Source organism: Dialister sp., from assembly GCF_051885895.1.
Taxonomy (GTDB): Bacteria; Bacillota; Negativicutes; order Veillonellales; family Dialisteraceae; genus Dialister.
This window is the reverse complement of the sequence record NZ_JBJEXP010000021.1, coordinates 13,992-28,526: the sequence shown is the minus strand read 5'-3', so window position 1 is coordinate 28,526 and position 14,535 is coordinate 13,992. Positions and strand designations below refer to the sequence as shown.

The 14,535-nt window shown below is 50.4% G+C and carries 10 protein-coding genes; 9 read left to right on the top strand and 1 reads right to left on the bottom strand.

Going from position 1 to position 14,535, the window contains the following annotated elements:
* Positions 1 to 318: 318 nt before the first annotated feature.
* Positions 319 to 1,965 carry an ATP-dependent nuclease gene (locus ACI4N7_RS01505; protein ID WP_439731601.1) on the top strand — a complete coding sequence of 549 codons (1,647 nt, stop codon included), beginning with the start codon at positions 319 to 321 and terminating at the stop codon, positions 1,963 to 1,965.
* Between the two features lie 63 nt (positions 1,966 to 2,028).
* On the opposite strand, the gene ACI4N7_RS01500 is transcribed toward ACI4N7_RS01505, so the two are convergent.
* Positions 2,029 to 2,472, bottom strand: coding sequence for a universal stress protein (locus ACI4N7_RS01500; protein WP_439731600.1), 444 nt, complete (start codon positions 2,470 to 2,472; stop codon positions 2,029 to 2,031).
* Positions 2,473 to 2,992: 520 nt separating this feature from the next.
* Here ACI4N7_RS01500 and ACI4N7_RS01495 point away from each other — a divergent pair.
* The 8 genes from ACI4N7_RS01495 to ACI4N7_RS01460 all read left to right on the top strand — a co-directional run bounded on the left by ACI4N7_RS01495 (position 2,993) and on the right by ACI4N7_RS01460 (position 14,043).
* Positions 2,993 to 3,607 carry a hypothetical protein gene (locus ACI4N7_RS01495; RefSeq protein ID WP_439731599.1) on the top strand — a complete coding sequence of 205 codons (615 nt, stop codon included), beginning with the start codon at positions 2,993 to 2,995 and terminating at the stop codon, positions 3,605 to 3,607.
* Positions 3,608 to 4,214: 607 nt separating this feature from the next.
* The gene (locus ACI4N7_RS01490; protein ID WP_439731598.1) at positions 4,215 to 5,180 is read left to right on the top strand and encodes an aspartate carbamoyltransferase catalytic subunit; all 966 of its coding nucleotides are present in this window, start codon (positions 4,215 to 4,217) and stop codon (positions 5,178 to 5,180) included.
* Entirely contained in the window at positions 5,164 to 6,459 is a 1,296-nt protein-coding gene (locus ACI4N7_RS01485) for a dihydroorotase (RefSeq protein ID WP_439731597.1), read from the top strand. Before ACI4N7_RS01490 ends, ACI4N7_RS01485 begins: the two co-directional genes overlap by 17 nt.
* Positions 6,456 to 7,520, top strand: a complete 1,065-nt coding sequence (gene carA / locus ACI4N7_RS01480) for a glutamine-hydrolyzing carbamoyl-phosphate synthase small subunit (RefSeq protein ID WP_439731596.1) — start codon at positions 6,456 to 6,458, stop codon at positions 7,518 to 7,520. The genes ACI4N7_RS01485 and carA overlap by 4 nt, the downstream gene beginning before the upstream one ends.
* Positions 7,520 to 10,720, top strand: a complete 3,201-nt coding sequence (gene carB / locus ACI4N7_RS01475) for a carbamoyl-phosphate synthase large subunit (RefSeq protein ID WP_439731627.1) — start codon at positions 7,520 to 7,522, stop codon at positions 10,718 to 10,720. Before carA ends, carB begins: the two co-directional genes overlap by 1 nt.
* A gap of 1 nt (position 10,721) precedes the next feature.
* On the top strand, positions 10,722 to 11,489 hold the full coding sequence (locus ACI4N7_RS01470) for a dihydroorotate dehydrogenase electron transfer subunit (RefSeq protein WP_439731595.1): 768 nt from the start codon (positions 10,722 to 10,724) through the stop codon (positions 11,487 to 11,489).
* Positions 11,486 to 12,394 (top strand): dihydroorotate dehydrogenase, encoded by a 909-nt coding sequence (locus ACI4N7_RS01465; protein WP_439731594.1) that lies wholly within the window; start codon positions 11,486 to 11,488, stop codon positions 12,392 to 12,394. The genes ACI4N7_RS01470 and ACI4N7_RS01465 overlap by 4 nt, the downstream gene beginning before the upstream one ends.
* Before the next feature lie 341 nt (positions 12,395 to 12,735).
* Positions 12,736 to 14,043 (top strand): Na+/H+ antiporter NhaC family protein, encoded by a 1,308-nt coding sequence (locus tag ACI4N7_RS01460; protein WP_439731593.1) that lies wholly within the window; start codon positions 12,736 to 12,738, stop codon positions 14,041 to 14,043.
* The last annotated feature ends 492 nt before the right edge of the window (positions 14,044 to 14,535 follow it).

Below are 14,535 nucleotides of genomic sequence, written 5' to 3'. Positions count from 1 at the left end.
CAGTTTGGGAAAGGAGAAAACGGGTAATGCTGACTATAAAAATCCGGCGGCCTTTTATGATGTAAAGGGCGCTGCCATCCCCCCTTGAGCGCCGATGCAACCTTTTTACACGGCCCGCTGCCATAGGCGGTGCACAGTGAACACGCTTTGAAGAAGCAAAGCACAAAATGGAGTAAGTCGTTTCTTCTTCAGGAGCCATGACCTTCGGAGTCGAAGAACCTGGCAGCCTCCCCTTTTGCTCCCTTTGAACACTTTTCACCCCTTCTCATCATGATATAATAAAGAAAAGAAATCATTCAGGTGCAAGGAGGGGTGTCCATGTTTATATCCCATATGGTGGTGGAAAACTACCGTACCTTCCGGCATGTGGAACTGCAGTTTGACAGCCGGGTGAACTATATTGTAGGGGATAACAATATCGGGAAAAGTAATTTTCTCACTCTTCTGAAATTTGTAACCCATGGATATGGATTTAAGGAGAAGGATTTTCTGGATGCGGATGAACCGATCCGGATCAGTCTGACACTGTCATCAGAAGATGACGGTCTTAAGGATACGGCTCATCTGGAACTCCGCCAGCATGTACGGGAAGTGGTGCCCAAGCTGTATAATCTGGATGACGGGAAAGAGCTTCCTCTGGAGTATATGCGCTGCCTTTTCTACATCGATTTTGCGCTGAATGAAGTGCCAAGAAAGATGATTTCCGAAGAGGATATCGCCAAAACCATTTCCATTTTTGAAGGTTACCTGTCCAGCGGGCCCGAAGTGATTCAGGAGGTGGAAACACTGCTGAATGAGCGGGGGTTCCATCTTTCTCTGCCCCGAGAGGATGCAAGAAAAGCTACGCTTGTGCTATTCAATGAAATTTTCCGCTCCATTGCCATCGGCACATCCTACGATTCTACTATGAAGCTCATGATCGCTGTGGGGACATCGCTTCTGATCAAGATGATGAATAAGAAGGAAAGCCGGGCCATTTCCTTTGAAAACATGGTGATTACGGACAAGAAGGGGCGCCGTTTCCTTCCCATGACAGTAAGTATTGATGAACCGGAACTCCATCTGCACCCCTATCTGCAGCGGGCTATGCTGGCGTTCTGTCGCTCTATCCTGAATAATGAGGAGCCCTTTTTCCTGAAGCTGGTACAGACGATCCTGGGCGTGGACGGACTGAACGGCCAGCTTTTCGTAGTGACCCATTCCACCGATTCCCTGGTGAACGATTACCGGCAGATTATCCGCATGTACTGGGATGACAGGAAAAAAGTACAGGCCGCCTGCGGCGCTTCTTTCCGGTTTGACAGCGAAATAGAAAAACATCTGATCATGCATTTCCCGGAAGTAAAGGAAGCACTCTATTCCAAATGCACCATCCTGGTAGAAGGAGAAACGGAGTACGGCTCTTTCGGCTATTTTGCGAAGACGCTGGGAGTTAATTTTGACTACCACGGGATCTGTCTCATCAATGCCAGAGGAGAGAGCTCCATTTCCAAAATTGCCCAGCTGGTACGAAGATTCCATATTCCTGCCGTGTGTCTATATGACCGGGATGTGATGAATACAGCCAGGCAGTCGCCCTATGTATTTTTCACCGATTATATCTGCTATGAAATGGACGTGGTGAAGGCATGCCTGGCCCATCGGGGCAGAAAAGTGCTGGATCAGGTGATAGGAGATATAGAAGAAGCAGGTGATGTGGTAAATACCTCCCTGATCAAGAAGGCAGGAGCCAAGCTGGGGCTTCCCAAGGGGTACTACCCGCCGGCCAAACTGAAAAATATCAACCCCCGAAACAGGGAGGCACTGGAGTTTTACTATTTTGCCTGGCTTTACGGGAACAAGGGCGTCATCATCGGCAGGGCTTTGGGAGAAAGACTGAGCAAAGAAGTGATTCCGCCGGCCTTTGCCAGGGTCATTGATGCGGCAGTCCGTTTCTCTTCAGGAGAAAAAGTAAAAAGTGAGTGAAACTACCTGGGCCTATACAGCAGAAAGGAGGCTTCCTTTAACGGAAGCCTCCTTTTTGCTGCCCTATTTAATAATCCATACGGAACATTTTACATTATTCACCAGGTGGCTGGAAACGGAACCCATGAGGAGACTCTTCAACGCGCCCCTGCCGCGGCTGCCCATGATGATAAGATCAAAGGGTTTCTGCAGGGTCAGTGTTACCAGTTCTTCTCCAGGATTGCCTACACGAAGAATCAGTTCCCGGGGAATGTTTTTTGGAATGAGAGCATCTGCTTCTTCCAGCAGGAGTTCACCTGGATTTTTCGGCGGCGGCTCATCCACGGATGCCGTGGATTTGGAAATCCGTACTTTTTCCTTTGGCTGTTCAGCCGGTGTTACGGTTGCAATGAACAGCACTGCGCCGGGAATCAAAGCGGCCGTATCGCAGGCTGCAGCCAATGCTTTCTTCGCATAGGAAGAACCATCATAAGGAACGAGAATCTTCTTGAACTCTAACATTTTCATCAGCCCACCTTTCTGTATAAAATTGTGATGAAGGAAAAGTTCATCGTTTTCTATATATATTTTAAATCAAAATTGGTTGACGGTCAAAAAATGAGGATGAAAGCTGCCGGATTCCTGCTATGAGGAAAATAGAGTAAATATCGGTCATAAAGGGCTTTGAAAATTATTCTATAAGGATTTAGAGAAAAATTATTATACCATATATTGTATGTAATAATAGAAATAGATACTATATGCAGGATTTGAAAGGACGAAATCAAGATAGGAAGGTTGATGCCTTCCCTCCGGGAAATGATACGGATCTATCCTGCAGGGGGGTTCATGCCTGCTTAATCAAGGTGCTTTTTCATAGACCGGCACGGCTGCTTAAAATTTTTATTTATTTTTAATATTTCTTTGCAGGAGAAGTGCAGCGCATTTTCTTATCATGGTATAATAAATAAAAGATAGGTTTGTTTTTGAAAATCAGGAGTTTTCTGAGGGCCGAGGTCCGGTTTCTTTTGGAGAGGAATGAATGCTGATGAAAAAACAGAATGGACAGGATATTATTGAATATGCACTGATGCTGGCTATGGTAGTAGGCATCGGTTTTGGCATTTATTCCTATGGCGGAGGCGGCATAGGAAATTCCATTTCCAACGTTTTTAATAATGCCGGCAATCTTTTGGATAAGGCGGCGCTTCCGGTGGCCTCTACGTCTGACGATATTATCAGGCGGCTGGGGGCTGGTCGGTACCAGAACCTGGCGGATATGCTGCAGGGAAATCCCTCCGGCCAGGCGCTGGATATTTCTTCCGACAGCGCGGACGGACAGGCACTGGCGCAGAAGCTGAATATCGAGACGCCTGAAGGGGACGGCTGGTATGCCAGGGTCAATACGAACGGATTCTTCGTGGTGTCTTATTATTCGGCGGCAGATAATAAAGGAGTCACCTTTAGTCAACTACAGAGTGATTATAGCAATAATCCTGATAAATATGCTAAGAACGACAGTACCGGCTATTATCAGAATCCCATAAAAATCAATGAAGGATATTATTATCCCAATGGAGATTTAAAAGTTTGGAATAATACAACCGGTCATGTAGAAGGTAACGGGAAAGAGATGACGAGTATTTATCCCGGTGCCAAATGAGAGAGGAGAAAATTATTAGCGGCTTCTTATTTCAGAAACCATGGACTTTCCAAAAATAAATAATCATGAAAGCGGAGACATCCTTAAATCATGAAGGAGGTCTCCGCTTTTTATAAACAGGAATCCTCAGCCGTCCTCCAATTTTACCCATGGCAGAAGCCGCTGCCTTCCTTTATCATTCTCTCAGCAGCTGTTCCCTGAGATCCGGAAACCAGAACCAGGAAACCAGAAACTGGAGTAGATTTCTCGACTTCGCTCGAAATGACGGGGGCGGCCTCCGGCCGGGACTGCAATCGGGACCGGGGCGCAACGACATGAGTATCGCTGTCCGATAAGACGGTGCGGCGGTCAGACGTCAGACTACAGACAGTCAGACCATGAGAATCCCTGGATACGCTCAAAATGACAGAGAAGGCCAGCTCACCAGATTACTGACTAAACTCTACTTCGCCTCTTTATGAACATTTTCATTTCATATATAATACATACAGATGGGACACTGCCTGTCTGTAAGGGAATTTTAATTTTTCTTCCTATTGAAAAAGCAGGTCAATCTCTATATGATTATAGAGATAACTATTTTGATGTTATTTTTTAGGAGGCCGGCATGAGCGCGATTTCACTACAAGGGCGTTCCGTTCTCGGATTGGCTGATTTTACAGCGGAAGAGATCGAACGAATCCTTCAAGTAGCAGCACAGATGAAAAAGATTGTTTTGTCTGACAACAAGAAGAAAGATTTCCTCAAAGGGAAATCCATTGTGACAGTGTTTTCCGAAGCATCTACCAGGACACGCAGTTCTTTCGAGCTTGCCGGTAAGTATTTGGGAGCCGATGTGATTAATATTACGAAGAGCGGCAGCTCGATGACGAAAGGTGAAAGCATGCGAGATACATTGCTTACCGTTTCCGCAATGGGAGTGGATGCAGTGATTATTCGCGATTCGTCAGAGGGGGCCGCTCTTTTTGCATCCAAAGTGATGAGCCCGAAGGTGAAGGTGCCGGTGGTGCTGAATGCAGGAGACGGGGCCCATGCCCATCCCAGCCAGGCGCTTCTGGAACTGTTCACGCTGAAGGAAGCAGGTAAGAAAATTAAAGGAATGAAGTATGTCATTATCGGCGATATCCTTCATTCCCGGGTTGCCAGAAGCGATATTGTGGGCTTTTCCAAGCTGGGGGCAGAGGTGCACCTGGTGGGACCCCGCACGCTGGTGCCGAAGGAACTGGAAGCCATGGGCTGCATTGTGGATGATGATCTGGAAACAGCCCTGAAGGATGCGGACGCTATTAATATTCTCCGTATCCAGCTGGAAAGAGCGGCTGCCGGGTTTATTCCTACCACACGCGAATACGCCCGCCTCTTTGGCATCAACAAGAAACGGCTTGCCCTCTGCAAGCCCGATGTGGCGGTTATTCACCCCGGTCCTATGAACAGGGGCATAGAAATCGGCTATGATGTGGCCTATGATGAAAAATCCTGGATTCAGGAGGAAGTGCGTAACGGCGTAGCCGTACGCATGGCTCTGGAATATTTGACACTGACGGAGGGTAAAGACATTGATGCTCTTAATTAAAAACGGAACGATTGTAAATCCCGCCAGAAAGCAGCATGAAGTGGGAGATATCCTCGTAGAAGACGGAAAGATTGCAGAAATCGGAAAGGAAATCCCGGTTACGGGCAGTGATGTGGAAGTGTTCGATGCCACCGGTCTGGTAGTAACACCGGGTCTCATCGACATGCATGTACACCTTCGGGAACCGGGACAGGAAGCGAAGGAAGACATCCATACAGGCACCCAGGCAGCTGCTGCCGGCGGTATCACCCGGGTGGCTACCATGGCCAATACAAAGCCTGTCATTGATAATTCCGCTGTGCTCCGGGATGTGCTGAAACGGGCCCGGGACGTGGGCGTGGTGAAGGTCAGTGTCATCGGTTCCATTTCCAAAAATCTGGAAGGAAAGCAGCTTTCTGAAATGGGAGATATGGCGGCTGACGGTGCGGTGGCTTTCTCTGATGACGGACACTATGTAGAAAGTGCCAATTTCATGAGACGGGCTATGGAATATGCCGATATGCTCCACAAGATGGTGATTGACCATGCGGAAGACATGACCATGTGCGGCGGCGGTTTCATGAATGAAGGAAAGGTATCCTATGCCATGGGCGTTACAGGACGTCCGGCGGCAGGAGAAAATATTGCAGTAGCAAGAGACCTGCTTCTTTCCGAGCTTACCGGCTGCCATATCCATATTGCCCATGTTTCCAGCAAAAAAGCGGTGGACCTTATCCGGGAAGCCAAGAAGAAGGGCGTGAACTGCTCTACGGAAGTAACGGCTCAGCATCTGTATTTCACCGATGAATGGCTGAAGGATTATGATACCGCTTTCAAGATGGCTCCGCCTATCCGTACGGAAGATGACCGGAAGGCTCTGATCGAAGGCCTGAAGGATGGCACCATTGATGCCATCATGACGGACCATGCGCCTCACTGCAATGAAGAAAAGGATGTGCCTTTCAACTGCGCACCCAACGGCATTGCAGGACTGGAAACCTCTCTGGCCTCCACGCTGACTGTGCTCTATCATACCTGCGGCTTTACACTGGACCGCATTGTGGAACTCATGAGTGTCAATCCGGCCAGACTCCTGGGCGTAGAAGGCGGCGTGCTGGAAAAGGGCGCTCCTGCGGATATTACTGTATTTGATCCGGACAAAGAATGGACAGTGCACGGGAAAGACCTGTATACCAAGTCTCTCTTTACGCCTTATGAAAATATTACCCTCAAAGGTAAGGCTGTACTGACTGTAGTTGACGGAGAAATCGTTATGAAAGAAGGAAAGGTGCTCAAATGAAAGGCCTCTTGATTTTGGAAAACGGCGCCCGTTTTGAAGGGGATCTCCTGGGGTCTGTGGAAGGCCTGGGAGAACTGGTATTTAACACGGGCATGACAGGATACCAGGAATGCTTCACGGATCCTTCCTATGAAGGGCAGATCCTGACGCTCACCTATCCGCTCATTGGCAATTACGGCGCCAATGACCTTTTCATGCAGAACAGAAAACCGGCAGCTGCAGGCTATGTGCTGGATCAGATTGCAGAACATCCGAGCAACTGGGAATGCAAGGAAAAAATTACGGATTTCATTGAAAGATACCATGTGCCCTGCCTGTATAACGTGGATACCCGTGCGGTGACCCGCATGGTCCGCACCCAGGGCGTCATGAAAGCTGTCATTGTCAGCGCTGAACGGAGCGAAGAGTTCATTCAGGCCCAGCTGGCAAAGCCGCTCCACCGGGATCAGGTGGAACGGGTGACCACAGCATATCCCTATACCTACGGAAATGGGAAATACCAGGTATCTCTCCTGGACTGCGGTCTGAAGAAAAATATTCTGGTCAGCCTGGCAGCCAACGACTGCACCGTTCATGTTTTCCCTGCCCATACGTCGGCAGAAGAACTGATGGCAGGCAATCCGGACGGTATTTTCCTCTCTCCCGGACCGGGGGATCCCCAGGATGTGCCCTATGTGGTTGATACAGTGAAAAAGCTTATCGGGAAACGGCCTATTTTCGGTATCTGCCTGGGCATCCAGATGCTGGCCACTGCCCTGGGCGGCCATACCTTCAAACTGCCCTTCGGACACAGAGGCTCCAACCATCCGGTGAAGGATCTCCGTACAGGCCGTGTCTATATTACCAGCCAGAACCATGGCTATGCGATTTCCGATGAAGGCCTTCCGGACTGCATTGAAGTAACCCACCGCAGCGTGAACGACGGCACCATTGAAGGCATCCGCCACAAGACGCTTCCGATTCAGGCAGTGCAGTACCATCCGGAAGCTTCTCCGGGACCAAAGGATAATTTCTATCTCTTTGCTGAATTTACCAAGGCCATGGAGGAATTTAAAAAATGATCAATAAAGACGTCAAGAAAGTGCTTGTCATTGGTTCCGGCCCTATCGTCATCGGACAGGCAGCCGAATTTGACTATGCCGGCACCCAGGCCTGCCGCTCCCTCCGTGAAGAAGGGGTGGAAGTGGTCCTGGTAAACAGCAATCCTTCCACCATTATGACGGATGTGGACATTGCTGACCGGGTATATATCGAACCGATTACCCTTCCCTTCGTAACAGAAGTCATTAAAAAGGAAAGGCCGGATGCCCTGCTGGCTACCCTGGGCGGACAGGTGGGCCTCAATATGGCCGTACAGCTGTCGGAAGCAGGAGTGCTGGAAAAATATAACGTAAAACTTCTGGGCTCTTCTCTTCATGCCATCAAGCATGCGGAGGACCGTGAGCTCTTCAAGGAAGCCATGGAGGAAATCCACCAGCCTGTACCGGAATCGGATATTTTTGAAGAACTGGAACCGGCTGTGGCTTTTGCAGATAAAATCGGCTACCCCGTGATTATCCGCCCTGCCTATACCCTTGGCGGCACCGGCGGCGGCATTGCCCACGACCGCTATGAAATGGAAGAAATCGCCAACCGCGGCATCAAGCTGTCTCCTATCAACCAGATTCTGGTGGAACGTTCCATTGCAGGCTGGAAGGAAATCGAATTTGAAGTCATGCGGGACAGCGCAGACAACTGCATCATCGTATGCGCCATGGAAAACATCGATCCTGTGGGTGTCCATACCGGCGATTCCATCGTCGTGGCACCAACCCAGACTCTGACGGACGGCCAGTACCAGATGCTCCGTACCGCTTCCATCAATATTATCCGCTATCTGCAGATCGAAGGCGGCTGTAACGTGCAGTATGGCCTGGATCCCAAAACAAACCAGTACTATGTCATTGAAGTCAATCCCCGTGTGAGCCGTTCCTCCGCCCTGGCTTCCAAGGCTACCGGCTATCCTATTGCCAAGGTAGCAGCCAAGATTGCCCTGGGCATGCACCTGGACGAAATCACCAATGCCATTACCGGCAATACAAAAGCGTGCTTCGAACCGTCCATCGACTATGTGGTCTGCAAATTCCCCAGATGGCCCTTTGAAAAATTCACCCTGGCAGACAGGGAAATCGGCACCCAGATGAAAGCCACCGGCGAAGTCATGGCACTGGACCGCACCCTGGAAGGAGCCCTGCTGAAGGCGCTCCGTTCCCTGGAAGTAGGGGAAGGATACCTTCATTTGAAGAAACTGGACGGCCAGTCCCTCTATGATATCCGCTGCCTCTTAAAGCGTATCGACAATGAAAGAATCTTCGTAGTGGCAGAAGCGCTCCGCCGCGGTATTGAACCGGAAGAAATCAACCGCATTACCCGTATTGACCTCTTCTTCATCTACAAGATCCAGAATATTATCAAAATGGAACGACGTCTCCTGAAGGAAGGCCTTACAGAAGAAACGCTGAAAGCGGCCAAACGGATTCAGATGCCTGATGAAGCCATCGCCCACTTTGCAGAAGTAACAGTCAAGGATGTGGAAAACTTCAAGAAGAAGCTGGATTTCCATCCTGACTTCAAGATGGTCGATACCTGTGCTGCAGAATTTGAAGCCCATACGCCCTACTACTATTCCACCTACGGCGCAGAGGATGAAGTTAAACCCCAGGGCAAAGGCTCTGTAGTCGTCTTCGGCTCCGGCCCCATCCGCATCGGGCAGGGCATTGAATTCGACTACTGCTCTGTTCATGCTTCCTGGGCACTGAAAAAGGCAGGAAAGAAATCCATCGTTATCAACAACAACCCGGAAACCGTATCCACGGACTTTGATACCTCCGATTCTCTCTATTTCGAACCGCTCACCGAGCAGGACGTGATGGAAGTCATTGAAAAGGAAAAGCCTGAAGGAGTCATCTGCCAGTTCGGCGGACAGACTGCCATCAATCTGGCTACCCCCATGGCCAAGAGAGGCGTCCGTATCATCGGTTCCTCCAATGAATCCATTGATATGGCAGAAGACCGCGAACGGTTTGATACTCTCTGCGGCCAGCTGGGTATTCCCCGTCCGAAGGGCTGCCTGGTAGAAAGCGTGGAAGAAGCCATGCAGAAGACGGAAGAGCTTACCTATCCGCTCATCGTCCGTCCGAGCTACGTATTGGGCGGCCGTGCCATGCAGATTGTCTATGACCAGGCAGAGCTCCGTCAGTATCTGAAGGAAGCAGTGGTTGCTTCTCATGAACACCCCGTGCTCATTGACCAGTACATGGTAGGCCGTGAAGTGGAAATCGATGCCATTTCCGACGGCGTGGATGTCTGCATCCCCGGTATCATGGAACAGATCGAACGGTCCGGCGTTCATTCCGGCGACTCCATTGCCGTGTACCCGCCGCAGCACCTGTCCCAGGATGTGATTGAAACCCTCACCAAATATACAAAGGACATTGCCTGCGCCATGAACGTCAAAGGCCTTGTCAATATCCAGTTCATCGTAGTCGGCGGAAAGGTATACGTCATCGAAGTGAACCCCCGCGCCAGCCGTACTGTGCCCTTCATGAGCAAGATTACGGGCATCAACATGGTAGAATATGCTACCCGGGTGGCTCTGGGCGAACCGCTCCATTCCCTGGGTCTGCCGCTTGGACTTGTTCCGCCGAAGAACTATGTAGCCATCAAGGCACCGGTGTTCTCCTTCTCCAAACTGGGACTGGTTGAAATCAAGCTGGGACCGGAAATGAAGTCCACCGGTGAAGTTATGGGTATCGGCCATACCTATCAGGAAGCCCTCTACAAGGCAGTCGTGGCAGCCAACCTGATGGTTCCTGCCGGCGCCAATGTACTCATTACTGTCAGCGACAGAGATAAACCGGAAACGGCAGAACTGGCCAAGGGATTTGTAAAACTGGGATACCATCTTATCTGCACCTCCGGTACCGGTGCTTATTTCCAGAGCCTGGGCATTCCGGTGGAAATCATCAAGAAGATTCATGAAAAAGGGGAAAACTGCGAAAAGTATCTGAAATCGGGCAAGGTGGATATGGTGCTGAATACCATTTCCTACGGCAGCCAGATCGAACAGGAAGGCTATGATCTCCGCCGCATTGCGGTAGAACTGGCCATCCCCTGCATTACCTCTCTGGATACGGCGAAGGAAGTGCTTCGCGTCATGGCTTCCACCGGCGGCGCTGAACACCATGTAGAAGCTATCCAGGACTATGTGAAGGAGAATTGATATGTCAGGTTTTGTTGAAAAAGGGATCATCCGGGTCCATAACCATGTGGGACCGGATATCTGGCTCATGCAGATCGAACTGCCCCGGATTGCCAAAGAAGCAAAGCCCGGTCAGTTCGTCCATGTGAAGGTGAATGATCCCCGCTATATCCTGCGCCGGCCTATTTCCATCGCCGGCACGGATCCCGGCAGGGGTCTGGTAGAAATCATTTACCGCATTGTGGGAAAGGGAACGGAAGCCATGTCCCATCTGAAGGTGGGGGATACCCTGGACTGCCTGGGACCCCTGGGCACCTCCTTTGATATGGATAAAGACCACATCGTAGGAATCGGCGGCGGCGTAGGCATCGCCCCCATCCTCTTTATGGCCAGAGTCTCCCGGGAAGGCCAGATGACTGTGGTCATTGGCGGAAGAAATAAGGAAGAAGTCTTCTGGAAAGACCTCTTCCCGAAGAAAGTAAGGCAGATGATCGTCACCACTGATGACGGATCCTACGGCATCAAAGGGTTCTCTGTGTCCGTGCTGCCCAAACTTTTCGCTGAAGAAAAGGTGGATGAAGCCTGCGTCTGCGGCCCCGGCATTATGATGCGGACCGCTGCCCAGATGGCAAAGGACGCCGGCGTATACTGTGAAGTGTCTATGGAAAGGCGCATGGGCTGCGGCATAGGCACCTGCCTGGGCTGTGTATGCGACAGAAAAGACGGAAAAGGTCATTACAAAGTCTGCGCTGACGGTCCTGTATTCAATGCAGAGGAGGTTGTATTATGAGCAGTCTGGCTGTCAATTTCCTCGGCATCCCCATGGCCAGTCCTGTTATCGGTGCCTCCGGCACTGTGGGATTTGGCCTGGAACTGGCTGATTACATCGATATGCACAAAGTGGGCGCCCTTTCGGGCAAAGGACTGGCGCCTACTCCCTGGAAGGGCAATGAAGGCGTCCGCATAGCGGAAACTACGTCGGGCATGCTGAACTGCATCGGTCTGGAAAATCCCGGCGCTCCCTACTTCATTGAACATTATCTTCCGGAGGTCAGAAAGCTGGGCACGCCTTTTATTGCCAATATGGTGGGCAAGAGTGTGGAAGAGTATGCAGAATGTGCCAGAATACTTACCGTTCCCGGCATCTCCGCCCTGGAAGTTAATATTTCCTGCCCTAACGTGAAAGAAGGGGGTGCTGCCTTCGGCACGGATCCTAAACAGGCAGCAGCTGTGACAAAGGCAGTCAAAGAAGCCACCAGCCTTCCGGTTATTGTAAAGCTGTCCCCCAATGTGACGGATATTGTAACCATTGCCAAAGCAGTGGAAGAGGCAGGGGCTGACGGGATTTCCCTTATCAATACCCTGCTGGGGCTGGCCATAGATACCCGTACCCGCCGTCCCATTCTGGGCAACATTACCGGCGGCCTTTCCGGTCCGGCAGTGAAGCCGGTAGCCCTGCGCATGGTATGGCAGGTGGCCAAAGCCGTTCATATTCCCGTTTGCGGTCTGGGCGGCATTATGACCGGCGAAGATGTGGTGGAATTCATGATGGCCGGCGCGGCAGCCGTGCAGGTAGGCACTGCCAATCTGGCGGATCCTACAGCCATGGAACGCATTGTGGATGAATTGGACGCCTGGTGCGACAGGAATAACGTCAGAGACGTGAATGAAATTGTAGGCACCCTGCAGGCATAATATAATAGAAAAGCAGCGAAACTCTTTTGGAGCTTCGCTGCTTTTTTGATTGGAGCAGGGAAGAGATCAGTCTACGGCGTTTGATAGATCTAAAATCATGGAGGACATGGAGCAGGAGAGTTTTAAGCGGTGTATATTTTCAGAAAGTAATGATAGATGTGCCGTGATGGCCGCATGGACACCTTCCTATAGCAGATTGCCTATGATGGGCGGCTGTTCTTTATTCATGACAGATAAAATTTGTTAAAGCAGTTAAAAAGAGCTGTTTTACTTGCAGACTTTGATTTTATATAATCATTTTATATGAAATATGATGTTTCCCTGCAGCTGCGGAGGATTTTATGGAATTCATAATGCTGGGCTTTTTTGCCGCCGGGCTCATAGCCTGTCTTCTTTTCGGAGCATCCATCGTTTATGCCCTCCTTTTTGGCTATTTGATCTTTTTCGCCTATGGCCTCCATCGCGGCCTTTCAGTGAAACGGCTCTGCCGTCTGTCATTGGATGGTATTTATGGTGTCCGTATGGTGCTTGTGGTATTCATGCTTATTGGCGGTATAACGGCTGTATGGAGAGCATCGGGAACCATTCCTTTTATTGTCTATGAGGCGGGTCATTTCATCAGTCCCGAGGCCTTTCTTCCGGTTACCTTTCTGCTGAATGCAGGACTTTCCATGCTGATTGGCACATCCTTTGGCACGGCGGCGACCATGGGTGTGATTACCATGACCATTGGGAATTCCATAGGCGTGAATCCGGCCTGGAGCGGCGGTGCTGTTCTGAGCGGCATATATGTAGGTGACCGTTGTTCTCCGCTTTCTACCAGCGCCCTGGTGGTGGCGTCCATTACACAGACCGATTTATACGAAAATTTAGTGCAGATGGCCCGGCGCGCAGCAATTTCCTGCCTGATAACCTGTATTTTCTATGGCTGCATGGGGTGTATGCTTCCTCATGAGCAGGTGAATCTGGATATACTGGATAAGTTTCAGGCATTTTACCATTTGTCCTGGATTGTATTGATACCGGCACTGGTGGTGATTGTCATGTCCATAGCCAAAATCGCTGTATGGAAGACCATGCTTGTCAGCTTACTGGCTGCTTCTGCCATATGCATGACCTGCCAGTCCATGGATATGAAGTCATTGGCCATGGCTATTTTCAATGGTTATGATGCACCGGATGATTCGCTGGCAGCCATGATGAACGGAGGCGGTGTGAAATCCATGATTTCTCCTGCGCTGATCGTGTCCATTTCCTGTTCCTATTCCGGTATTTTTGAGGAAACAAATCTGCTGGAGCGGATCCAAAGGGAAATATATAAGCTGTCTTCTTATCTGAATCCCTTCGGCTGTACGGCCGTCGTGTCATTGGGCGTGGCTTCCGTAGCGTGCAATCAGACGCTGACATCGATTATGGTAGAAAAGCTTTGCGGGTCACTCTTTCCCAATCGCCGGGAAACGGCCCTGGGGCTGGAAGATACGGCCATTGTCATTTCTGCCCTTATTCCCTGGAGCGTAGCCTCAGCCGTGCCTCTCGCTGCTTTGGGGGCGCCGGTGTGGAGCATGCTGTTTGCTTTCTATCTTTATCTGCAGCCTCTGGCAAGCGGAATTCTTTTCAGAAAGCGATATGACAGGAAAAGAAATCAATAATCAATCATGCAGCGTCCTTGGGAAAGAGGGACGCTGATTTTCATTGGAGCTGACAATGCGGCTTCCCTGGTGTTTCACGGGCAGTGAAGGAGAATTCAGGAAGACGAATTCTACCGGCACAGAAAGACCCTGTCTATGTTGAAAAGAAAATGATACAAAGCGGGGCGGGAAGGCAGGGCGTGTAATGCAGGCTCTTTCCGGAGGAAGTAGGCTCTGGCGCTTCGTCATGGGGCACTGGAGAGACAAAAGTAAATCCCGTAACGCTGACTTTATACTCATCACTGCCGAAGGCGGTGATACCACCAACCTCTGAACCCGCCCGCCGGAAGCGGGCAGAACCCTATGAACCTTCTGAACCCGGGCCGCGCAGCGGCCCCATGGGTGCCACCGCAGCCTTTCAGGCCTTTGGGGCCTGTCAAACCCTGAGAACTCTGAGGACCTTTGCCTGTTAGGGCTGTCAACCTTCACTCCTAAAAGGGAAACGACTCACTA

What these genes read in the sequence shown, in the direction of transcription:
- ACI4N7_RS01500 (WP_439731600.1), bottom strand. Translation starts at nt 2,472, where the DNA reads ATGAAAATGTTAGAGTTCAAGAAGATTCTCGTTCCTTATGATGGTTCT.
- ACI4N7_RS01490 (WP_439731598.1), top strand. Translation starts at nt 4,215, where the DNA reads ATGAGCGCGATTTCACTACAAGGGCGTTCCGTTCTCGGATTGGCTGAT.
- ACI4N7_RS01470 (WP_439731595.1), top strand. Translation starts at nt 10,722, where the DNA reads ATGTCAGGTTTTGTTGAAAAAGGGATCATCCGGGTCCATAACCATGTG.
- ACI4N7_RS01495 (WP_439731599.1), top strand. Translation starts at nt 2,993, where the DNA reads ATGAAAAAACAGAATGGACAGGATATTATTGAATATGCACTGATGCTG.
- ACI4N7_RS01465 (WP_439731594.1), top strand. Translation starts at nt 11,486, where the DNA reads ATGAGCAGTCTGGCTGTCAATTTCCTCGGCATCCCCATGGCCAGTCCT.
- ACI4N7_RS01505 (WP_439731601.1), top strand. Translation starts at nt 319, where the DNA reads ATGTTTATATCCCATATGGTGGTGGAAAACTACCGTACCTTCCGGCAT.
- carA (WP_439731596.1), top strand. Translation starts at nt 6,456, where the DNA reads ATGAAAGGCCTCTTGATTTTGGAAAACGGCGCCCGTTTTGAAGGGGAT.
- ACI4N7_RS01460 (WP_439731593.1), top strand. Translation starts at nt 12,736, where the DNA reads ATGGAATTCATAATGCTGGGCTTTTTTGCCGCCGGGCTCATAGCCTGT.